The organism is Microbacterium enclense (assembly GCF_001456955.1).
In the GTDB taxonomy this organism is placed as follows: domain Bacteria; phylum Actinomycetota; class Actinomycetes; order Actinomycetales; family Microbacteriaceae; genus Microbacterium; species Microbacterium enclense.
Window position 1 is genome coordinate 43,041 of sequence record NZ_KQ758475.1, and the last position, 22,080, is coordinate 65,120.

The window sequence follows — 22,080 nt, forward strand, 5'->3', positions numbered from 1 at the left end:
GCGCTCAGCGGAACGCCGGGGCTGCGGCATCCGGAATCCGAGGCCGCGGCCCGCGGTGATCGCCGCAGACCTCGCGATAAACGGCGCGGCAAGGCAGAAACGGCACCACAAGGCGTGTCTCGCACGAAACGGCGTTTCTCGCGGAGAGGGCGACGGGATGCCGCGGCCCCGGCGCGCGCGGTTCCCGCCGACAAACGGCGCGGCGAGGCAGAAACGGCACCGCAAGGCGTGTCTCGCACGAAACGGCGTTTCTCGCGGGGAGGGCGACGGGATGCCGCGGCCCCGGCGCTCAGCGGAACGCCGGGGCTGCGGCATCCGGAATCCGAGGCCGCGGCCCGCGGTGATCGCCGCAGACCTCGCGATAAACGGCGCGGCAAGGCAGAAACGGCACCACAAGGCGTGTCTCGCACGAAACGGCGTTTCTCGCGGAGAGGGCGACGGGATGCCGCGGCCCCGGCGCGCGCGGTTCCCGCCGACAAACGGCGCGGCGAGGCAGAAACGGCACCGCAAGGCGTGTCTCGGACGAAACGGCGTTTCTCGCGGGGAGGGCGACGGGATGCCACGGCCTGGCACGCTCGCCACAGCGCTCGCGGGCAGGGCGAACGGACGGCGATCGCCACAGCGCTCGCGGGCAGGGCGACGGGATACCGCGGCCCCGACGCTCCGGAGAACGTCGGGGCCGTGGCATCCGGGATCCACGCCCGGACCGGAAGAACCGCGGGTCAGGCGGGGGCGAAGGTCTTCGCGTCGATGACGAAGCGGTAGCGCACGTCGCTGTTCAGCACGCGCTCGTACGCCTCGTTGATCTGGTCGGCCGAGATGAGCTCGGTCTCGGGCGCGATGCCCTTCTCGGCGCAGAAGTCGAGCATCTCCTGCGTCTCGCGGATGCCGCCGATCGACGAACCGGCGAACGAGCGACGGTTGGTGAACAGCGTGAAGACCTGGATGGGCAGCGGCTCCGGCGGGGCGCCGACGTTGACCATCGTGCCGTTCAGCGCCAGGAGCCCGAGATACTGCTTGAGCTCGAGCGGGGCGCTGACGGTGTTGATGATGAGGTCGAAGCTCTTCTGGAGCTTCTCGAAGGTCTCGTCGTCCTTCGTGGCGTAGTAGTGGTCGGCGCCCATCTTCAGGCCGTCGTCCTTCTTGCTGAGCGTCTGCGAGAGCACGGTGACCTCGGCGCCCATGGCGTGGGCGATCTTGACGGCCATGTGGCCGAGACCGCCGAGGCCGACGACGGCGACCTTCTTGCCGGGGCCGGCGTTCCAGTGGTTCAGCGGCGAGTACGTCGTGATGCCGGCGCACAGCAGGGGCGCTGCCTTCTCGTAGGGGATCGACTCGGGAACGCGCAGCACGAAGTGCTCGTCGACGACGATCTTCTCGCTGTAGCCGCCCTGGGTGATCGTGCCGTCGACGTCCTTGCCGGCGTAGGTGCCGATGTTGCCCTTCTCGCAGTACTGCTCCTCGCCGGCCTTGCAGTTCTCGCATTCACGGCACGAGTTGACCATGCAGCCGACGCCGACCCGGTCGCCGACCTTGTGGCTGGTGACCTCGGAGCCGACCTCGGCGACCGTGCCGACGATCTCGTGACCGACGGTCAGGGGGTAGGGCACGTCGCCCCACTCGCCGCGGATGGTGTGGATGTCGGAGTGGCAGATGCCGGCGTAGGCGATGTCGATGAGGACGTCCTTCGGGCCGACGTCGCGGCGCTCGATGGTCGTGGGCTCGAGGGGTGAGGTCGCGGACGACGCCGCGTAGGCGTTGACGTGCATGGTTCTCCTCAGAGGGGGTCGATGCGGATGCATCCATCCTCCGTCAGCACCCACCGGCGGGGAGGACCCCTTGACGGATGCGGAAAGGGGCGGCGATCGGATCGCCGCCCCTTCCGTCACCGTCCTACTTGCAGGTGGCCGCCGGGATGACGGCCTGCGACGTCGCGGACGTGCCGTTCACGGTCGCCGTGATCGTGGCGGTGCCCGCCGCGATCGACGCCTGACGCGTGGTGAACGTCGCCGACACGCGCTTGCCCGGCTCGACGGCGCCGAGGCTCTTCACCCCGTAGGGGGTGTCGATGCGCACGTCGGCGCGGGTCGCTCCGTCGTTCTGCACCGTCGCCGCGACGATGACCTTGCCGGCCACGCAGCGCGAGGAGACGGTCGTCGACACCGTGACGGCCGGGACGCGCGTCACGGTCACCGTGTAGGCGCGCTCCGCACCGTTGGGGGCGGTCACCCGGACGGTGCCCACGCCGTTCGCGTCGGCCGGCTGAGTGATGCGGACGGTCGCGTTCTGGTCGACGGCCTGGGCGGCGAGCGTGGGCCAGGCGTCGCCCGTGACGGTCACGGCGTAATCGGTCTTGGCGGGGTCGAATCCGTCGACCGCCGTGGCACCCACGGTGAGGCGGGCGAGATCGGCGACACCGGCCGCCGACGGCGCCGATGCGAAGATCTCGACCTCCGAGACGACCATGTGGGTGGCCGAGCGCGCGTTCATCACGACGCGCACCTCGTCGGCGGCGACGCCTCCCAGCGACACCTCGACCTTGGGCGCACCCGTCGCCGGCGCCGGGACGGTCTGCAGGGCGCCCTGCATCCACGTTCCACCGGCGGTGCGGTAATCCACGCGCAGGGTGTCGGCCCAGCTCAGCGATCCACCGTCGCGGTAGAACTGCACCGCCACGCGCTGGACCGTCTCGGCGGTCGCGAGACCGTAGGTCAGGGTGTCCTGCGTGTTCTTCGTGCCCGAACGCCAGTTCGACCAGCCCTTGTCGGCGCTCTGACCGTTGATGGTGCGCTCGATCGGGTATCCGCTCTCGGTGTAGGTCGCCGACGGACGGCTCTGCGGGGCGACGTTGCGCTCGGTGGCGGCCGTCACTATGACCGTCAGCCGTGCGGGCAGCTTCTCGCCGCTGGGGCCGGTGGCGGTGCCGCTCACGGACACGGTGCCCGTCTGGGCGAAGGCCGCGTCGGTCAGGTCGCCCCAGGCCCACGTGACCGGCGTCGAGAAGCCGGCGCCGTCGGCACGGACCTCGGACTGCACGGTCTTGGGGGCGTTGGCCTTGACGCTCGAGAGCGCACTGCCCGCGGCGACCGTCATCGATGCGGGACGTGCCGCGGTGTACGCGCCGATCTCGACCGTGGCGGATGCCTCCACCGTCGCGCCGAAGATGTCGGTCCCGGTGCCGCGCACGGTGACCGTGCCGGCCTTCGAGAAGTCCTTGCCCTCGAGCTGCCAGGTCACGGGGACCGCGCGGGCCGTGTTGCCGGCGTAGCGCGCCGTCACCGTGGCGGGCAGGGTGGGTGCCGTGCCGACCGGCGTGCTGACAGAGACCGGGTCGACCCCGAGCACCGCAGTGCCCGACAGGCGCCACTGCTGGTTGCCGCCGCCGTTCGAGGTCCACAGGCCCACGCGGGCGTCGGCCTGCGTGCTCGCTCCGTTGACGTCGAGAACACGCTGGTCGCCGACGCTCAGCACCGAGAAGGTCTCACCGTCGGTGGTGGATGCCATCCACTGGAGGTTGCGATCCGCCGCTGCCGCTTCGGGATCCGAGTCGACGAGGGTCGTTCCGCCGCCCGTGACGGCGAGGTACTGCCCCGCGGCGTTCTCGAGGGTGAAGCGGTGACGGTTCGTGCCCTCGCCGCTCAGCGAACGCACCGTCCAGGTCTGCGTCTTGGCCGCGCTCGCGGTCGTCGCGGACGGACGGATCGCCAGCGACGAGCCGCCGTCGAGAACCAGGCCGCTCTGCACGCCCGTCAGCTGGATCGACTGCCCGTTGCGGAAGGCCGTGGCGGTGTCGGCGGCGCCCGAGACGCCGTCGATGACGAACGTCGTCACGGAGCGCGCGGGCACCGTGAGGGTCGCGGTCTTGGTGGCCGGGTTCACCGCGACGGCCGCGCCCTGCTTCAGCGCGTTGACGGTGGGGTTCTCGAGCGTCGACTGCGTCGTCACCACGGGAGTGACGGTCGCGCCCGCGGCCACGGAGCCGAAGCGGCTGAGGTCGATCTCGACGGTGCGGTCGGCGGTCTCGCTGTTGACGTGCACGATGGTCGCGCCGGTGCCGTCGGCGTCCGTCGCCGCCGTCGACTGCGTGTTGTTGGTCGCGATGAGGTGGTCGCCGGGCTCGATGTAGTGCGTGAAGTTGCGCACGGTGTTGAACTTCTCGTTCGTCAGCACCTTGCACGACGGGTCGGCGTCGCCGTCTTTGATGCGGCGCTCGGACTTGCCCTCGGCGTTGCAGTCGAAGTCGATGAAGACGCTGCCCCAGTTGAGCTGCTCGACCTTCTCCATGTTGTAGAGGTCTTCCACCGGCTGCCAGAACACCCACGCGTCGGGCTCGAGCTCGCGCAGATCGGCCTGGATGTGCTCGGCCATCCCCAGTCCGTTGCCGATGTCGACCGGGTTGAAGCCCTTGCCGGGGGTCCAGTTGCCCTCGACCTCGCTCATCCACAGCGGCTTGTCGGCCGCCTTGGCGATGTCGCGGACGATCGGGCGGCCCTGAACGCCGTAGGTGTGCACGTTCAGCTGGTCGACGGCGGCCTTGGCCTCGGGTGACCAGGCGTTCCAGTTGGTCTGGAAGATCCCGGGGTTCGTCTCGTCCATGGCCGAGATCACGGCGTCGGTCGTGGTGTCGGGGTCGGCCAGGCGCGCGGCGAGCGCCTTGATCATCTCGTCCTGACGCTGGGGCCCGATGTGCGCGCCCTCCTGCCGGCTCTCGCTGGTCGGCCAGGTCGCCCCGGCCGGGATGCGGGTGGACCAGTAGTTCGTGTTCGGCTCGTTGAAGGGGTCGATGGTGTCGAACTGGATGCCGTGCTCTTTCTCGAGCTCGTCGACGACGGTGGTGAGGTATCCCGCGAACTTGTCCATGTCGGCGGTGGCGAGCTGCTCGCTGGTGGCGTTGTTGATGCCGCCCGAGACGTAGCCGCTCTGGGTGAGGAAGTAGGGCGGGGAGTTGCTGAACGCCTCCCAGTGCGTGATCTTGCCCTTGAGCGCGTCGATCCACCAGCGCTGGGCGGAGTCGGCGTCGAAGTCGTAGTGCGTCGGGTCGTCGGGGTTCCACGCGGCCTTGTAGCGCTCGCGGTCGGCGTAGGTCGAGGTGATCGCACCCTGCGCGTCGGTGGCGGGGAGGTTCGGGTTCCAGAAGCCGGGGACGGCACCGCCCGGGCGGAGGTACGACGGGACGTCGGTCGCGTTGCCGCCGCCGATGTTGTACCGGGCGATGTTGAGGTTCAGCCCGTCCTCGCCGAAGACGGCGTCGAACAGCTTCTGCCGCACGTCGGCGGGGTAGTTGCCGGTCGCGTTGGCGAACCAGACCAGGCTCGTCCCCCAGCCTTCGAACGGCGCCGACGCCGTCGCGGGGTTGGGCGTGACGCGGACCGGCGTCGTGGCGGCCTGACTCTCATCGGACGCCGTCACGGAGGCGGTTGCGGTGATGGCGCCGGCGGCCAACGCCACGGCGCACGTCATCGACAGCAGTCGAACTGACTTCATCGTCATTTCCGATCCGGCCGCTGCGGTGCGGCCTCATGTGGGGGTGTTTACGTCAACATGGACGCTCAGCAGGAGCTTAGACGACGCTGTTACCGCACACAAGGAGCCGTGGGTGCCGCGGGGCTCCGCTCCGGCGATCGTCGCGCAGACGAGATCCCCAGCATCAGCGCAGCCGGCCGATCGAGCGGACGACGAAGGCCGCGGCGCCGGGGCCGCCGCGCGGAAGCAGGGGCGGCCTGCAGGCGCCGAACGCGAGGGCGCCGGGCTCCCCGCCCGCGCTCGCCGACACGAGGGCGCACGTGCTCCCTGACATACGGGCGCCGGACGCAGGGGCGCATGTGTTCCCGGGCCCGCATGCGCCCTGTGACCGAGTCACCGGACCAGGCGGTCGCGTGCGAGCCGGCACCGCCCGTCCGCGACATGCGTCTCAGCGCGGGCCGGAGCTGGCCCGCACCACGAGCGAGGTGGGCACGAGCGTGCGCTCGTGGTCGTCTCCGGTGCCCTCGATATCGGCGATGAGGGCCTTCATCGCCTCGGCGCCGACGCGCTCGAACCGCTGGCGCACCGTGGTGAGCGGGGGCCAGAAGTTCGCCGCTTCGGGCATGTCGTCGAAGCCGACGACGCTCACCTCCCCGGGCACGCGACGCCCGGCCTCGTGGAGGGCGCGGATGACGCCGAGCGCCATCTGATCGTTGGCGGCGAAGACCGCGGTCACCTCGGGGCGCACCGCGAGCGCCGCGCCGATGCGGTGGCCGGAGTCGGCCGTCCAGTCGCCGATCTGCACCTCGGGCACGCGGCATCCGCGGTCTTCGAGGGCGGCCCGCCACGCGTTGTGCCGGCGCTCGGCGGCGAACGACTCCGGCGGTCCCGACACGTGCCACACCGTCTCGTGGCCGAGGTCGAGCAGGTGCTCGGTCGCGAGCCGCGCCCCCTGCGCCTGGTCGTTGTCGACGACGGCGTAGGGGTAGTCGGCACTGGAGTCGACCACCACCACGGGCAGGCCCGACGGGATCGCGAGCTCGTTCTCGCCCAGGCGATGGGTCTCGATGAGGATGACGATGCCGTCGACCGCGTGTTCGCGCAGGCGCATGAAGGCGCCCGAGACGTCGGACTGCGAGGCCGACTGCACCGTGATGAGGGTGATGGAGTAGCCGGATGCCGCGGCCATCGACGCCAGCGCGTCGAGGGTGCGGGTGTTGCCGTACGACCCGAGCGAGAACATGATCACGCCGATGCTGCGGAACCGCCCCGAACGCAGGGCCCGGGCGGCGCTGTTGGGCCGGTAGCCGAGGTGCGTCATGGCGTCGAGCACGCGGGCGCGTGTGTCGGGGTCGACGTTGCTGCGTCCGTTGGCGACGCGCGATACGGTCTGACCCGACACTCCGGCCGCCGCAGCGACGTCTGCCATGGACACTTCGCGTCGGCGCTTGCGCGTCGGGATCGCGGGCGACGCCGTCGTCGTCTCGCTCATGGATGCCCCCTCGGTGTTGACGTTGACACCCTAGCGGGGCCGGGTTATGTTTACGTCAACATCTCGGCCACCCGGACCGAATGCGCACCAACGAAGAGGCACTGGACGATGACGACCACCGCGGCACCCCCGCCCGCCCTGCGCACCCCCCGGCGCAAACGGCGTGCACGCATCGACGATCGCGGCTGGCTGTTCGTCGCCCCCTTCGCGATCGTGTTCGCCCTGGTGTTCCTCGCGCCGCTGGTGTACTCGATCTACCTCAGCCTCTTCCGCGAGCAGCTGATCGGCGGCAACGCGTTCGTCGGCCTCGACAACTACATCGCCGCCTTCGGCGACGAGAAGTTCTGGGACGGCCTCATCCGCGTCTCGGTCTTCCTCGTCGTGCAGGTGCCGATCATGCTGATCCTGGCCCTCGGCGCCGCCCTCGCCATCGACAGCGCACGACTGCACGCCTCGAGCTTCTACCGCATCGTCATCTTCCTCCCCTACGCCGTGCCGGCGGTCGTGGCGGTGCTGATGTGGGGCTACATCTACGGCGACCAGTTCGGCCTCGCCGGCAACGTCAACCAGCTGCTCGGTTCGGACGTGCTCCAGCCGTTCATCCCGCAGTGGATGCTGCTGTCGATCGGCAACATCGTCACCTGGCAGTTCGTCGGCTACAACATGCTGATCTTCTACTCGTCGCTCAAGACCATCCCGAGCGAGCTGTACGAAGCGGCATCCATCGACGGAGCGGGCGCGTGGCGCACGATCTTCTCGATCAAGATCCCGGCCGTGCGCGGCGCCGTCGTGATCGCCACGATCTTCTCGATCATCGGCAGCTTCCAGCTCTTCAACGAGCCGAACATCCTCAAGCCCCTGGCCCCGAACACGATCTCGACGTTCTACACGCCGAACATGTACGCCTACAACCTGTCGTTCGCGGGCCAGCAGTACAACTACGCCGCGACGATCGCCATCATCATGGGTCTGATCACCGCGATCATCGCTTACGTCGTGCAGCTGCGCGGCTCACGTCAGGAGGCGCGATGACCACCGCGACCGCACCCCGCACCGACACCGTCGCGGTGACCACCGACCGTTCGCGCTCGCGCCGTTCGTACGCCCGCACCTCGCCCACGCAGACTCGCCGCTCGGTGGTGCTGACCATCGTGATGAGCCTGTACCTCGTGTACACGCTGCTGCCGCTGGCGTGGCTGCTCATCAACGCCACCAAGACCCAGCCCGACCTGTTCTCGTCGTTCGGACTCTGGTTCGGCGACAGCTTCGCCCTCGGCGACAACATCGTGCAGACCTTCACCTATCGCGACGGCATCTTCCTGCGCTGGCTCGGCAACACCCTGCTCTACGTGGTGGTCGGCGCCGGCGGTGCGACCTTCCTCGCCACCCTCGCGGGGTACGGCCTGGCGAAGTACAACTTCCGCGGACGCAAGGCGGTCTTCGCCGTGATCCTCGGTGCGATCGCCGTGCCGGGCACCGCCCTCGCCGTGCCGACCTTCCTGCTGTTCAGCCAGCTGGGTCTGACGAACACCCCGTGGGCGATCATCATCCCCTCGCTCATCAGCCCGTTCGGTCTGTACCTGGTCTGGGTGTACGCCACCGACGCCGTTCCGACCGAGCTTCTGGAGGCTGCTCGCATGGACGGTGCGGGCGAGTTCCGCACGTTCTTCACCATCTCGATCCGCCTGCTCACGCCCGGCATCGTCACCGTGCTGCTGTTCGCGGTCGTGGCGACCTGGAACAACTACTTCCTGCCGCTCATCATGCTGAGCAACCCGGAGTGGTACCCGCTCACGGTCGGCCTCAACCAGTGGAACGCCCAGGCCGTCGGCGTCGGCGCACAGCCCATCTACAACCTCGTCATCACCGGTTCGCTGCTGTCGATCATCCCGATCGTCGCCGCGTTCCTCGTGCTGCAGCGCTTCTGGCAGTCCGGCCTGAGCGCGGGCAGCGTCAAGGGATGACAACCACGACTTCCCCCGATCGGGGCATCAGCCCCACCACCCGAAACACCCGGAGCGTCCTGCCCCGGTCTTCACAACCCACCCGCACCGGAGCGTTCCGCCCCGGAACTCACACAACGAAGTAGAGGAACCCGATGACACTCATGCGCAAGGGCACCGCCGTCCGGCGGACCGTCTTCGCCGTCGCCGCCGCCGCCCTGTCGGTCGGCGCGCTGACGGCGTGCTCCGGCGGCAACACCGGCGGCACCACCGGCGGCGGCTCCGCCGACGACATCGAGAAGGCCCTCGAGGCCGGCGGCGAGATCACGTACTGGTCGTGGACCCCCTCGGCCGAGGCCCAGGTCGCCGCGTTCCAGGCGAAGTACCCCAACGTCAAGGTCAACCTGGTCAACGCCGGCACCAACACCGAGGAGTACACCAAGCTCCAGAACGCGATCAAGGCCGGCTCGGGCGCCCCCGACGTCGTGCAGATCGAGTACTACGCCTTCCCGCAGTTCGCCCTGTCGGACTCGCTGCTCGACCTGGCTCCCTACGGCTTCGGCGACCTCGAGAGCGCGTACGCCAGCGGCCCGTGGGGCGCGGTCGACTTCGACGGCAAGATCTACGGCCTGCCGCAGGACTCGGGCCCCATGGCCCTGTTCTACAACAAGAGCGTCTTCGACCAGTACGGCATCGCCGTGCCGACCACGTGGGACGAGTACTACGCGGCCGCGCAGAAGCTGCACGCCGCCGACCCGACCAAGTACATCACCGCCGACACCGGCGACTCCGGCTTCACCACCAGCATGATCTGGCAGGCCGGCGGCACCCCGTTCAAGGCCGACGGCACCAACGTCACCATCGACCTGCAGGACGCGGGCTCGAAGAAGTTCGCCGAGAACTGGAACCGCCTCATCGAGGGCGACCTGCTCTCGTCGACGCCCAGCTGGAGCGACGAATGGTTCAAGGGCCTCGGTGACGGCTCGATCGCCTCGCTGGTCATCGGCGCCTGGATGCCCGGTGTGCTCGAGAGCTCGGTCGAAGACGGTGCGGGCAAGTGGGCCGTTGCCCCCATCCCCACGTACGACGGCACGCCCGCTACCGCCGAGAACGGCGGCGGCGGCCAGGCCGTGACCAAGCAGAGCAAGAACCCCGCCCTCGCGGCCGGCTTCCTCAAGTGGCTGAACAACGACGAGGAGAGCCTGGAGATCTTCGCCGAGTCGGGTGGCTTCCCCTCCACCACGGCTCAGCTGAGCGACCCCGCCTTCGTCGACAAGGAGTCGGAGTACTTCGGCGGCCAGCAGATCAACCAGGTGCTCACCGAGGCGTCGGGCGACGTCGTCAAGGGCTTCAGCTACCTGCCCTTCCAGGTCTACGCGAACAGCATCTACGGCGACACCGTGGGCCAGGCGTACTCCACCAAGGGCGACCTGAACGAGGGCCTGAAGGCCTGGCAGGAGCAGCTGGTCACGTACGGCAACGACCAGGGCTTCTCGGTCAACAAGTAATCGGCATCATCGGGGGGCGGGCCGCAGCGAACGCGAGCGGTCCGCCCCTTCCCTTTCCCTCCCGAGGAGAGTCATGACCACCCCCACCCGCATCACCGTCGACCGCACCGCGGTCGGTGCCGAGGTGCCGCGCCGCCTGTTCGGCTCGTTCGTCGAGCACATGGGCCGCTGCGTGTACGACGGCATCCATTCCCCCGGGCACCCGAGTGCCGACGCCGCCGGTTTCCGCGCCGATGTGCTCGAGCTCGTGCGCGAGCTGGGCGCGACGGTCGTGCGCTACCCCGGCGGCAACTTCGTCTCCGGCTACCGCTGGGAGGACGGGGTCGGTCCGCGCGAAGAACGCCCGGTGCGCCTGGATGCCGCCTGGCACAGCACCGAGACCAACCAGGTGGGGCTGCACGAGTTCGCCGACTGGGCGGATGCCGCGGGCTTCGAGGTCATGGAGGCGGTCAACCTCGGCACGCGCGGCGTCGCCGAGGCCGCCGACCTGCTCGAGTACGCCAACCACCCCTCCGGCACGGCGCTCAGCGATCGTCGCCGCGCCAACGGCCGCGACGAGCCCTTCGGCATCCGGCTGTGGTGCCTCGGCAACGAGATGGACGGCCCGTGGCAGATCGGCCACAAGACCGCCGACGAGTACGGTCGCCTCGCCGCCGAGACCGCGCGCATGATGCGCTTCATCGACCCGCACGTCGAGCTCGTCGCAGCCGGCAGCTCGAACCACGAGATGCCCACGTTCGGCGACTGGGAGCGCACGGTGCTGCGGCACACCGCCGGACTCATCGACCACATCTCGGTGCACGCGTACTACGAGGAGGACCCGTCGGACCCGGCGAGCTTCCTCGCCAGCGGCGCCGCCCTCGACCGCTACATCGCCGACGTCGTCGACATCATCGACGAGACCGGCGCGACGACCCCGGACGGCGGCACGATCGGCATCAGCGTCGACGAGTGGAACGTCTGGAACCAGACGCGCTGGAACGAGGTCGACAAGCCGCGCGTCTTCACCGGCGACTGGCCGGTCGCTCCCCACCTGATCGAGGACGACTACACCGTCACCGACGCCGTCGTCGTCGGCTCGCTCCTGATCACCCTCATCCGCCGCTCCGACCGTGTGTCGATGGCCAACCTCGCCCAGCTGGTGAACGTGATCGCGCCGATCCGCACCGAGCCCGGCGGCGGGGCGGCCTGGCGCCAGAGCACGTTCCACCCCTTCGCCCTCACCGCGAAGGCGGCATCCGGTCGCGTGGTCGTCCCCCGGGTCGAGGGCGCCACGATCGACACGCCGCGTCACGGCGCGGTGGACGCCGTCGACACGGTCGCCACCGTCGACGGCGACGCCGTGTCGGTCTTCCTCGCGCACCGCGACCTCGACGCCGCCACCGAGGTCGAGCTCGATCTGGGCGCGGTCAAGAACGTCGAGGCCGTCGTCGTGACGATCCCCGAGGGCGGCGACCGCCACACCACCAACTCCGCCGACGCCGAGCCCGTCGCGCCGGCGCCGCTGGCCGTCGAGACCGGCGCCGACGGCATCCTCCGCTTCACCCTCCCCGCCCTCGCCTGGGTGCGCCTGACCGCGCGTCTCACCGCCTGACCCCCGAAAGACATCGTGACGACCTTCACCATCGGCGACACCGACTTCCTCCTCGACGGACGACCGCACCAGGTCATCTCCGGGACGCTGCACTACTTCCGCATCCACCCCGAGCACTGGGCCGATCGCATCCGCACGGCCAAGGACATGGGGCTCAACACCATCGAGACGTACGTCGCGTGGAACGCGCACGAGCCCGTGCGCGGCGAATGGGATGCCACCGGCTGGAACGACCTGGGCCGCTTCCTCGACCTGATCGCCGAGGAGGGACTGCACGCGATCGTGCGCCCCGGGCCCTACATCTGCGCGGAGTGGCACAACGGCGGCCTGCCGGTCTGGCTCACCTCGACGCCGGGAATCGGCATCCGTCGCTCCGAACCGCAGTTCATGGCGGCGGTGTCGGAGTACCTGCGCCGGGTGTACGAGATCGTCGCTCCCCGCCAGATCGACCGCGGCGGCAACGTCGTGCTCGTGCAGATCGAGAACGAGTACGGCGCGTACGGCTCCGACAAGGAGTACCTGAAGGAGCTCGTGCGCGTGACGAAGGAGGCCGGCATCACCGTGCCGCTGACCACCGTCGACCAGCCGATGCCGTGGATGCTCGAGGCGGGGAGCCTGCCCGAGCTGCACCTCACGGGCTCGTTCGGGTCGCGGTCCGAGGAGCGCCTGACGACGCTGCGCGAGCACCAGAGCACCGGGCCGCTCATGTGCAGCGAGTTCTGGGACGGCTGGTTCGACTGGTGGGGCAGCATCCACCACACCACCGACCCCGCGGCATCCGCCCACGACCTCGACGTGCTGCTCGCGGCCGGCGCCTCGGTGAACATCTACATGGTGCACGGTGGCACGAACTTCGGCACCACGAACGGCGCGAACGACAAGGGCCGGTTCGACCCGATCGTCACCTCCTACGACTACGACGCACCCATCGACGAGTGCGGTCACCCGACGGCGAAATACCACGCCTTCCGCGAGGTGATCGCGAAGTACGCCCCCGTGCGCGACCTCGAGCCCACTCCGCGACCCGCGGCCCCCGCCTTCGACGTCGCCCTGACCGGCGAGGGCGATTGGATGCCGGATGCCACGGTATCGGACGGCACCGAGAACCCGGCCACGTTCGAAGACCTCGGCCACCTCGGCGCCCTCGTGCGCTACGACGTCGACCTGCCCGCGTACGCCGGCCCCGCCGCCCTGGTGTTCGGCGAGGTGCGCGACCTGGCCTGGATCCACATCGACGGCACGCCCGTAGGGCGGCTGTCGCGCACGCTGCACGAGCGCGCGATCACGATCCCCGCGGGCTCGCGCCTGACGGTGCTCGTCGAAGACCAGGGCCGCGTCAACTACGCCGATCGGCTCGGCGAGGCGAAGGGTCTCATCGGCGCGGTGACCCTGAACGGCGAACCGCTCACCGGCTGGACGGCGACCCCCGTGGACTTGGCCACGGCCTCGGGCACGGGATCGACCGCGGTCGGCCGCGCCCTGCTGCGGGGCACCTTCACGCTCGACTCCGCCGTCGACCTGTTCCTCGACACCACGAGCTGGGGCAAGGGCTTCGCCTTCGTCAACGGCTTCTTCCTCGGCCGCTACTGGAACAACGTGCCGCAGAACACGCTCTACGTGCCCGGACCCGCCACGCGCGCGGGCGCGAACGAGATCGTGGTGCTCGAGCTCGAGCACGCGGTCGAGCCGGTCGCGCGCTTCGTCGCCGCCCCGTCGCTGGGGCAGCTCGAGGAGTAACCGGCGCGGGCGCGTGTCGGTGTCGTGCGGCGTGCGTCGAGCGCGGTGCGGCGTGCGGCGTGCGGCGTGCGGCGTGCGTCGAGAACAGGCCAATGTCACGAGAACAGGCCGTTCCCGCGTGGGACGGCCTGTTCTCATGGCATCCCCTGTTCTCGTGACGTCCCTGACGTCGGGCCGGGCAGCGTCGCGCGGGCGCGGCCGTGCGCCCTGCGCCGTGCGCCGAGAACAGGCCAATGTCACGAGAACAGGCCGTTCCCGCGTGGGACGGCCTGTTCTCATGGCATCCCCTGTTCTCGTGACGTCCCTGACGTCGGGCCGGGCAGCGTCGCGCGGGTCGAACAGAAGGTGTGGCGCACCTGGCGAGCGATACCGCACGCCGAGGCTGAGCTGCGCTGGCTCTGCATCCGCGCGGGCGGCGAGGCGCTCCCCCACGTCCCCGGACAGTTCGCGCGCCGCAGAGCGTCCGCGCCGTGGGGACCCGGATGCCGTAGCCTCCGCGAACGGCATCCACCGGCGCGAGTCGCCGGGAATTGTCGCTTCGAGGCCTGCCGAGGCGACAGTTTCTGGCGACTCACGCGGGTATTCGGGATCGTCGCTCCGTCGCGTGCGCCGGCTCCGCGGCATCCGGAATCGTCGTCCGCAGCGAGGGGCTGGCGAAGCGCGCCCGCCCGATGACGACGGCCGCGGCGACCATGAGCGCGGCCCCGAGCAGATAGGGCGCCGCGTGCGCGACGTGGGCGTACAGCAAGCCCGCAACCAGCGGCGCGACGGTGCCGACGGCGGCGTTGAGCGACTGCGCGGCGCCGGCGATCCAGCCCTGCTCGTCATCGCCCACGGCGTTGGAGAGGAGGCCGTCCATCGTGGCCTGGGCCGCGCCCTGTCCCGCGGCGAGCGTCAACGCGCCGACGATGAACAGCCACGGCTGCGCAAGCACGGAAGCGACCCCGGCGAGGGCGATCAGCCCGACGGCCTGGGTGACGATGCCGCTGAGCACGACGCCCCGCTCGCCGATACGCGGGAGCAGGAAGCCGAGCAGCACGCCCTGGATGGCGATGTCGATGATGCCGACGCACGCGGTGAGCAGGCCGATCGCGGTGGGATTCCACGAGATCGCGTCGAGCGCGAGCACGCTGAAGTTGTTGACGAAGAAGCCGAACGGCAGGCCGACGAGGATCAGACCGATCATGAGCCCGCGCAGTTCGGGGCGGCGGAATACACCGCGGAAAACCGCGAGCGGGTGCACAACCCGCAGGTCGAGCCGGGCGATGCGCTTCTCGGGCGCGAGGCTCTCGGGCAGCAGGAAGATGCTCAACACCGCGACCGTCAGGGCGAGACCGGCGGTGACGAACACGGGCAGGTCGACATCGATCGCGGCGAGTGATCCGCCGAGAGCTGGTCCGACCATGGTGCCGATGCCCGCGGTCGCCCCCAGAACGCCGAAGCGACGCGCGCGCTCGTCGGCCGGGGTGATGTCGGCGAGGTAGGCGAAGAGGGCGGGGAGGTCTCCGGCGGTGACACCCTGCACGATCCGGCCGAGCAACAGCACCCAGATCGCTCCGCCGACGCCGAAGAGCAAGAACCCGAGGGCGGCGCCGAATCCGGCGACGATGATGACCGGCCGTCGCCCGAAGCGGTCGGAGATGCGCCCCAGGAACGGCGCGACGAGGAACGCGCAGAGGGCGTTGACCGTCTCGAGGATGCCGACCCAGACAGCCAGGTCGGACGGGTTCGACACGTAGCGGAGCACGACGAAGGGAAGGACGGGGAGCACGACGGTCATGCCGGCGGTCGTCAGGGTCGTGATGACGACGAGCATGACCCAGGCGCGGCGGCCCGACTGAGAGGAGGGCAAAGGTGAAGTCACGCCGTAACTGTACTCGTACCACTTTCATAGTCAACATAGTTACTGAGTCAATCCGGTATCGTGGCGGACATGGGCGAGACGATCGGTCGGCGGGAACGCAAGAAGGCCGCCACCCGCAAGGCGATCTCCGATGCCGCGACCCTGCTTTTCATCGAGCGAGGTTTCGACGAGGTGAGCATCCGCGAGGTCGCCGAGGCCGCAGACGTGTCGCCCACGACCGTGTTCGCGCACTTCCCGCAGAAAGAGGCGCTGGTCTTCGACGAGGACGACGCGCAGCGCGACCTGCTCGTCGGCGCCGTGCGCGACCGCGCCCCGGGCACCTCGGTGTCGGAAGCCCTGCGAGAGCTCTACCGCCGCGAGCTCGTCGGCCTGGCGTTCGACCCGACGGGCGCGCATCGCCGGCAGTTCATGAAGCTGATCACCGACACCCCCGCCCTGCACGACTACGCCTCGCGCATGTGGCTCCGCCACGAGGACGCCCTGGCCCAGGCGATCGCCGAGACGACCGGGCAGAGCACACCGGATGCCGGGACCCGCGTCTACGCGCGCATGGTGCTGCAGCTGCAGATCCTGGCGTTCGAGCACGACGACGCCGCGGCGACCATCGAGGCCGGCTTCCGCATCCTCGAGCAGGGCTGGAAGAGCGGCTGATCGTGAGAGACGGTCTCGTCGCCGGCTGGACCTGCCAGCGCGACGTGCCGGCGCGACTGGACGGGCGGGCGATCAGGCTCGTACCCCCGCGTTGCAGGTGGGCGGCGCGCGGGGCGGGGGACGTCGTCGTCATGGTCTCGTTGCGGGTCGGAGGCGTCGGGAAGCGTCGGGAAGCGTCGGGAAGCAGAATCCCGCGAGACGGGCGGGTTGTCGTCATCGGCGCGCTGCGGTCACCATCGATCCGGCGGCGATCAGGTGTTCGGCCGCAGCAGGCGGCGTGCGAGGGATTCGGGGCGGGACCGGCCGTTCGGGGCGGATCGGCGCAGCAGCGTGCGCACCGGCGCAACGCGTAAGCGCGATTCGGGGCGGGATCCGGCGTGCGTACCGGCGCAGCGGCGTGCGCGCGGATTTGGGGCGGGATCGGCCGTTCGGGGCGGGAAAATCACGCCCCGAACGGCGGAATCCGCCCCAAACCGATGAGCGACGCCGGGAGCGGGCCTTCGCGAGCGTTCCGGAATCGCCGTGCGGTCAGTCCGCGACGCTGCTCGCGCGCACGACCAGCGACGTCGGAACCGTCTCGGCGACCGTCTCGCCCCCCTCGATCGCATCGACCAGTGCCGCGACGGCGCGAGCACCCAGGGCGTCGAAGTCCTGCCGGACGGTGGTGAGCGGGGGGCGGAACTCGGCGGCATCCACGATGTCGTCGAAACCGACCACGGCGACGTCTGCGGGAATGCGGCGCCCCGCCTCGGCAAAGGCGCGGAGGGCGCCGAGCGCCATCTGATCGTTCGCGACGAACACGGCGGTGGCGGCATCGAGGTCTGCGGCCGCGCGATGGCCGGATGACGAGGTCCAGTCGCCGCGGACCGGCTCGTGCGGTGCGACGCCGGCGTCGGCGAGCGCTTCTCGCCACCCGCGTTCGCGCTCGCGGGCCGCATACGATCGCGCGGGGCCGGCGACGTGGTGGACCGTCTCGTGGCCCTGCGCGAGCAGGTGCGCCGTGGCCACCCGCGCGCCGCCGGCGTGATCGGTCTGCACGATCGAGAAGCGCGCATCGGGCGGAGAATCGACCACCACGACGTGGAGGTCGGCGGGGGGCTCGACGTCGCGCGCGAGCTCGGTGGCCTCGTTGAGCACGACCGCGCCGTCGACGCCTTGCGAGCGCAGGCGCGCGAAGGCCTCGCGGATGCCGCGCTCCCCCACCGTGACGACCGCGAGAGCGTAGTCGCGCGCGGCCGCGGCTTCGGAGATGGCCTGCAGCATGCGCGAATTGCCGACGGAGGCGAGGGTCGACACGACCAGGCCGATGGTGGAGGTCTGGCCGGTGCGCAGGGCACGCGCGGCGCGGTGCATGCGATAGCCGAGGTCGGCCATCGCCTTCTCGACGCGCTGGCGGGTGGCGGGGTCGACCCGCGGACTGCCGTTGACCACGCGCGACACCGTCTGCGCCGAGACCCCGGCCCTCTCGGCAACGTGTGCCATCGATACGCGCATTCTCACTCCCATGTTGACGATATCACGCCCGAGTTGTAGCGTGTTATCGTGAACACGGACAGCCTCTCCGCGGTGCCGCTGGGCGCCGGCGTGGTCAAGCGCCCGACCCGCCTCGCCGACGGCCGCGAGCTCATCTACTTCGACGACCCGCAGACGACGCTCGGAGCCGATCGCGCGGTGGACGCGCGAACCCTCGACCCGCGGCCCGCCACCGCGACCATGCGACAGGACGTGCTGACGGGCGACTGGATCACCGTGGCATCCAATCGCCAGAACCGCGCGTTCCTGCCTCCCGCGCACCTCGACCCGCTGTCACCGCAGACGCCCACGAACCCCTCCGAGATCCCGTCGCTGTACGACGTCGCGGTCTTCGAGAACAAGTCGCCGTCGTTCGGCCCCGCCCTCGACATCGCGACCGGCGACGCCCCCGCCGCCGTCGACCCGCCCCAGAGCGACGACGACCTCGAGCACCTGGGCCTGGGCCGCACGCGCACCTCCGTCGGCCGCTGCGAGGTCGTGTGCTTCAGCCCCGCGCACGAGGGGTCGTTCGGCTCGCTCTCGCGCACCCGCGCCCGCACCGTCATCGAGGCGTGGGCCGACCGCACCGCGGCGCTGTCGGCTCTGCCCGGCATCCGGCAGGTCTTCCCCTTCGAGAACCGCGGGCAGGAGATCGGGGTCACCCTCCCCCACCCGCACGGCCAGATCTACGCCTACCCCTACGTCACCCCGCGAACGCACCGTCTGCTCGACACGATCTCGCGCAGCTCGGACGACCTCTTCGCACGGATCCTGGAGTTCGAGCAGGGCGGCGAGCGCGTCGTGCTGCGGGGCGAGCACTGGACGGCGTTCGTGCCGTTCGCGGCCCGCTGGCCTATCGAGGTGCACGTGCTGCCGCACCGTCACATCGCCGACCTCGCCGAGACCACGGATGCCGAGCGCGACGAGCTCGCACCCTTCTACCTGCGGCTGCTGCGCGGCATCGACGCGCTGTACGGCACCCCCACGCCCTACATCGCGGCGTGGCACCAGGCCCCCGTCGACCGCGGGCGCGACGCCGTGCGCCTCAACCTGCAGATCACTTCGCCGCGTCGCGCCGCCGACAAGCTGAAGTACCTCGCCGGATCCGAGGCCGCCATGGGCGCCTGGATCGGCGACGTGACCCCCGAGTCGCAGGCCGAACGTCTGCGCGCCGCCCTCGACACCGTTCCGGAGGTGACGGCATGACCGCCGTCGACAACGCCCGCACCCTGCTCGCCGGGCCCGCCGTGGGGGTGTGGTCGGCTCCCGGCCGCGCCAACCTCATCGGCGAGCACACCGACTACAACGAAGGATTCGTCTTCCCCTTCGCGATCGCACAGCGCACGGCCGCCGCCGTCGCCCTGCGTCACGACGACGTGATCCGCGTGCGCTCGACGTTCTCCCCCGACGCCGTGGAGGTCTCCCTCGGCGAGCTCGACGCACGCATCACCGCGGGCGGCCTCGACTGGGCCGGCTACCCGCTGGGTGTGGCATGGGCGCTTCTGCGGGAGGCTCCAAATGCCACCCCGCGCGGCGTCGACATCGCGCTGGCGTCGGACGTGCCGGTCGGCGCCGGACTGTCGTCGTCGGCCGCGATCGAGGGAGCCGTGGCATCCGCGCTCAACGACGTGTGGAACGCCGGCCTCGACAAGGTCGCGCTCGCCCGGGTCGGCCGCATCGCCGAGAACGACGCGGTCGGCGCGCCCACCGGGATCATGGATCAGATGGCCTCGATGCTCGGCGTCGCGGACGCGGCGACCTTCCTGGACTGCCGCACCCTCGAGACCCGCGCGGTGCCCCTCGGCTTCGCCGACGCGGGCCTGTCGATCCTCGTCACCGACACCCTCGTCGAGCACGCGCACTCCACCGGCGGATACCGCGAGCGCCGTGAGGCCTGCGAGCGCGGGGCCGCGGCCTTCGGCGTCGCCTCGCTGCGCGACCTCTCGGTCGACGACCTGCCGCGCGCCGAGCAGATCCTCGACGATGTCACCTTCCGCCGCGTGCGCCACGTCATCACCGAGAACCAGCGCGTGCTCGACACCGTGGCGGCCCTCGACGCCGACGGCCCGGCCGCGATCGGCGGGCTGCTCGTCGCCTCGCACGCCTCGATGCGCGATGACTTCGAGATCTCGGTGCCCGAGCTCGACCTGGCCGTCGAGACGACGCTCGCGTCGGGCGCGCTGGGCGCACGCATGACCGGCGGCGGCTTCGGCGGGGCGGCGATCGCGCTGATCCCCACCGGGCTCGTCCCGGCGGCGACCGAGGCGGTTCTCGCCGCCTTCGCGGCATCCGGATTCCGCGCGCCGAACGTGTTCACGGTGGTGCCGTCGGAGGGCGCGCGCCGCGACGCGTGACGTTGCGGCCCTGAGGGCCAGGGCGACACGACGCAGGAGATCCGGCGCCGAGCGATCCAGGCGCCGGCATCCGTCGCCGCCCGCGGAGCCCAACTCCTGCGTTGTGTCTCGATGAGTCGGGTGAGCCCCCGAGCGGGCGGTCATCGGCGAGCGGGCTCGCGGGCGCGACCGAATCTGGCGGCCCGCGCGACCGGGGCGGCAGGATGAGGGAATGGATGCCGCTCCCCTCGCCGTGACCTCGAAGGGCCGCGTGCGCGGCTTCCGGCGCGGAGACACCGCCGTGTTCCTCGGCATCCCGTTCGCTCAGGCACCCGTGGGGTCCCTGCGATTCGCCGCGCCGGCGCCGGTCGAGCCGTGGAAGGGCGAGCGCGACGCCTCCGCGTACGGCGCGACCGCCCAGCGGGGCGATGCCGGCATCACGCTCATCCCCGAGCCCAGCGTGCCGGGCGAGGCCACGCTGAACGTCAACGTCTTCGCACCGGCCGACGCGATCCGGGATTCCGCGTTGCCGGTGCTCGTGTGGATCCACGGCGGCGGTTACACCTCGGGCTCCCCCGCGAGCCGCTGGTACGACGGCGACGCGTTCGCCCGCGACGGGGTCATCGTGGTCGTCATCTCCTACCGCATCGGCTTCGACGGGTTCGGGCTCATCGACGGCGCACCCGCCAACCGCGGCCTCCGCGACCAGATCGCCGCGCTCGAATGGGTGCGCGACGAGATCCGCGCGTTCGGCGGCGACCCCGCGCGTGTGACCGTCGCGGGGCAGTCGGCGGGCGGCGGGTCGGTGCTCGCGTTGATGGCGAGCCCCGCGGCATCCGGGCTCTTCTCCGCTGCGATGGCCGTCTCGCCCGCGGTCGGCGCGGTCACGCACGAGGCCGCCGAGAACCTCGCCCGCCGCGTCGCCGCCCGCGCAGGGGTCGAGGCCGACCGGGAGGGCTTCGCATCCCTCGCCGAGGACCGTGTGCTCGCGGCGCAGAAGAGCGCCCTCACCCCGCGCCCCGTTCGGACGCTCTCGTCGCTGGCGACCCTGCTCGACGACGGGCTGCCGCTCGGGCCGGTCATCGACGGCGACGTGCTGCCGCGGCATCCGCTCGAAGCCCTGGCGGACGGAGCGTCGGCTGACATCCCGCTCGTGATCGGCTCGACCGACGACGAGTTCACGGGGCTCACAGCGCGCTTCGCCGGCGTGCTCCGCTTCGTGCCGGTGCCGTTGGCGCTGGCCGTGCTCGGCCTTCCGCGTTCGCGGCGGCGCGCCTACCTCGACCGCACCCGGCGTCGAGGAGCCGCGGCCGTGCTCGGCGGCTACGCCACCGACCGGGTGATCCGATCGACCGTGCTCGAGGCCGCCCGGGCGCGCGGGACGGCACCGACGTGGGTGTACCGCTTCGCGTGGGCCTCCCCCGTGCCCTCGATCGGCGTCGCCTGCCATTGCCTCGACGTGCCGTTCTGGTTCGACCACCTCGGCGCCGACGGGGTCACCGCGATCGCCGGCCCCACCCCTCCCGTCGACCTCGCCACGCGGATGCACGGCTGCGTGGTCGCGTTCGCGCGGGACGGTGATCCGGGCTGGCCGCAGTGGGAGGCCACGACACGGCGCGCGCGGGTGTTCGACGCCGTGGCATCCGCCCCCGTCGTCGAGTCCGACGCCTACGCCGACGTCGCACCGCTGGTCTGAGGGCGTGCTCGCGTCCGTGTCTTCGGGCCCGGCTGATGCGGTTGGCCCGGTTTGGGGCGGTTTTCGCCGTTCGGGGCGGAAAAATCACGCCCCGAACGGCGGAATCCGCCCCGAACCCAGCGAAGCCCCGCCGCCGCCGCACGTGGCCGGCCGAGGGCGGCAGCCCGCCCGTCGGACTTGACTGCGCCGGATTGGGGCGGCTTCCGCACTTCGGGGCGGAAAAATCACGCCCCGAACGGCGAAATCCGCCCCAAATCGCTGAACGCGCGTTCACCGGGGCGGGCGGC

General features: G+C 70.8%; 14 protein-coding genes. 9 read left to right on the forward strand and 5 right to left on the reverse strand.

All coding sequences use genetic code 11. From position 1 onward, the window contains the following. Positions 1-722 precede the first annotated feature (722 nt). The 3 genes from AS029_RS15280 to AS029_RS15290 form a co-directional block, all read right to left on the reverse strand. Positions 723-1,769 (reverse strand): NAD(P)-dependent alcohol dehydrogenase, encoded by a 1,047-nt coding sequence (locus tag AS029_RS15280; RefSeq protein ID WP_058233459.1) that lies wholly within the window; start codon positions 1,767-1,769, stop codon positions 723-725. 124 nt (positions 1,770-1,893) lie between these two features. Continuing rightward, positions 1,894-5,484 carry a glycoside hydrolase gene (locus tag AS029_RS17045; RefSeq protein ID WP_082642340.1) on the reverse strand — a complete coding sequence of 1,197 codons (3,591 nt, stop codon included), beginning with the start codon at positions 5,482-5,484 and terminating at the stop codon, positions 1,894-1,896. Positions 5,485-5,911: 427 nt separating this feature from the next. Continuing rightward, the gene (locus AS029_RS15290; protein ID WP_058233460.1) at positions 5,912-6,955 is read right to left on the reverse strand and encodes a LacI family DNA-binding transcriptional regulator; all 1,044 of its coding nucleotides are present in this window, start codon (positions 6,953-6,955) and stop codon (positions 5,912-5,914) included. A gap of 108 nt (positions 6,956-7,063) precedes the next feature. Between AS029_RS15290 and AS029_RS15295 the strand changes: the two genes are divergently transcribed. From AS029_RS15295 to AS029_RS15315, 5 genes are all read left to right on the forward strand, one after another. Then, on the forward strand, positions 7,064-7,987 hold the full coding sequence (locus AS029_RS15295; protein ID WP_058233461.1) for a carbohydrate ABC transporter permease: 924 nt from the start codon (positions 7,064-7,066) through the stop codon (positions 7,985-7,987). Positions 7,988-8,109: 122 nt separating this feature from the next. After that, a complete protein-coding gene (locus tag AS029_RS15300) occupies positions 8,110-8,919 on the forward strand; it encodes a carbohydrate ABC transporter permease (RefSeq protein WP_058233521.1) in 810 nt (269 codons plus the stop codon). A 134-nt stretch (positions 8,920-9,053) separates the two neighbouring features. Then, the gene (locus AS029_RS15305) at positions 9,054-10,406 is read left to right on the forward strand and encodes an ABC transporter substrate-binding protein (RefSeq protein ID WP_139168148.1); all 1,353 of its coding nucleotides are present in this window, start codon (positions 9,054-9,056) and stop codon (positions 10,404-10,406) included. Between the two features lie 73 nt (positions 10,407-10,479). Further along, positions 10,480-12,000, forward strand: coding sequence for an arabinosylfuranosidase ArfA (arfA, locus tag AS029_RS15310; RefSeq protein WP_058233462.1), 1,521 nt, complete (start codon positions 10,480-10,482; stop codon positions 11,998-12,000). A gap of 15 nt (positions 12,001-12,015) precedes the next feature. Beyond that, positions 12,016-13,737: a glycoside hydrolase family 35 protein gene (locus AS029_RS15315; protein ID WP_058233463.1), complete on the forward strand. Its 1,722-nt coding sequence runs from the start codon at positions 12,016-12,018 to the stop codon at positions 13,735-13,737. 571 nt (positions 13,738-14,308) lie between these two features. Here AS029_RS15315 and AS029_RS15320 read toward each other — a convergent pair. Next, the gene (locus tag AS029_RS15320; RefSeq protein WP_058233464.1) at positions 14,309-15,601 is read right to left on the reverse strand and encodes an MFS transporter; all 1,293 of its coding nucleotides are present in this window, start codon (positions 15,599-15,601) and stop codon (positions 14,309-14,311) included. A 69-nt stretch (positions 15,602-15,670) separates the two neighbouring features. Between AS029_RS15320 and AS029_RS15325 the strand changes: the two genes are divergently transcribed. After that, positions 15,671-16,252: a TetR/AcrR family transcriptional regulator gene (locus AS029_RS15325; protein ID WP_058233465.1), complete on the forward strand. Its 582-nt coding sequence runs from the start codon at positions 15,671-15,673 to the stop codon at positions 16,250-16,252. A 528-nt stretch (positions 16,253-16,780) separates the two neighbouring features. Here the strand turns inward: AS029_RS15325 and AS029_RS15330 are convergent. After that, complete coding sequence (locus tag AS029_RS15330; RefSeq protein ID WP_058233466.1) at positions 16,781-17,734, reverse strand: LacI family DNA-binding transcriptional regulator; 954 nt, start codon at positions 17,732-17,734, stop codon at positions 16,781-16,783. Between the two features lie 60 nt (positions 17,735-17,794). Here AS029_RS15330 and galT point away from each other — a divergent pair, with 60 nt between their 5' ends. The 3 genes from galT to AS029_RS15345 all read left to right on the forward strand — a co-directional run bounded on the left by galT (position 17,795) and on the right by AS029_RS15345 (position 21,793). Then, positions 17,795-18,970 (forward strand): galactose-1-phosphate uridylyltransferase, encoded by a 1,176-nt coding sequence (galT, locus tag AS029_RS15335; RefSeq protein WP_058233467.1) that lies wholly within the window; start codon positions 17,795-17,797, stop codon positions 18,968-18,970. Next, positions 18,967-20,118: a galactokinase gene (galK, locus tag AS029_RS15340; RefSeq protein ID WP_058233468.1), complete on the forward strand. Its 1,152-nt coding sequence runs from the start codon at positions 18,967-18,969 to the stop codon at positions 20,116-20,118. Before galT ends, galK begins: the two co-directional genes overlap by 4 nt. A gap of 211 nt (positions 20,119-20,329) precedes the next feature. Beyond that, positions 20,330-21,793, forward strand: a complete 1,464-nt coding sequence (locus AS029_RS15345) for a carboxylesterase/lipase family protein (RefSeq protein WP_058233469.1) — start codon at positions 20,330-20,332, stop codon at positions 21,791-21,793. Positions 21,794-22,080 lie beyond the last annotated feature (287 nt).

Bases quoted from the DNA above. Each gene is read 5' to 3' on its own strand.
- AS029_RS15280 (WP_058233459.1), bottom strand. From the start codon at position 1,769: ATGCACGTCAACGCCTACGCGGCGTCGTCCGCGACCTCACCCCTCGAG.
- AS029_RS17045 (WP_082642340.1), bottom strand. From the start codon at position 5,484: ATGAAGTCAGTTCGACTGCTGTCGATGACGTGCGCCGTGGCGTTGGCC.
- AS029_RS15290 (WP_058233460.1), bottom strand. From the start codon at position 6,955: ATGAGCGAGACGACGACGGCGTCGCCCGCGATCCCGACGCGCAAGCGC.
- AS029_RS15295 (WP_058233461.1), top strand. From the start codon at position 7,064: ATGACGACCACCGCGGCACCCCCGCCCGCCCTGCGCACCCCCCGGCGC.
- AS029_RS15300 (WP_058233521.1), top strand. From the start codon at position 8,110: ATGAGCCTGTACCTCGTGTACACGCTGCTGCCGCTGGCGTGGCTGCTC.
- AS029_RS15305 (WP_139168148.1), top strand. From the start codon at position 9,054: ATGACACTCATGCGCAAGGGCACCGCCGTCCGGCGGACCGTCTTCGCC.
- arfA (WP_058233462.1), top strand. From the start codon at position 10,480: ATGACCACCCCCACCCGCATCACCGTCGACCGCACCGCGGTCGGTGCC.
- AS029_RS15325 (WP_058233465.1), top strand. From the start codon at position 15,671: ATGGGCGAGACGATCGGTCGGCGGGAACGCAAGAAGGCCGCCACCCGC.
- AS029_RS15330 (WP_058233466.1), bottom strand. From the start codon at position 17,734: ATGGCACACGTTGCCGAGAGGGCCGGGGTCTCGGCGCAGACGGTGTCG.
- galK (WP_058233468.1), top strand. From the start codon at position 18,967: ATGACCGCCGTCGACAACGCCCGCACCCTGCTCGCCGGGCCCGCCGTG.
- AS029_RS15345 (WP_058233469.1), top strand. From the start codon at position 20,330: ATGGATGCCGCTCCCCTCGCCGTGACCTCGAAGGGCCGCGTGCGCGGC.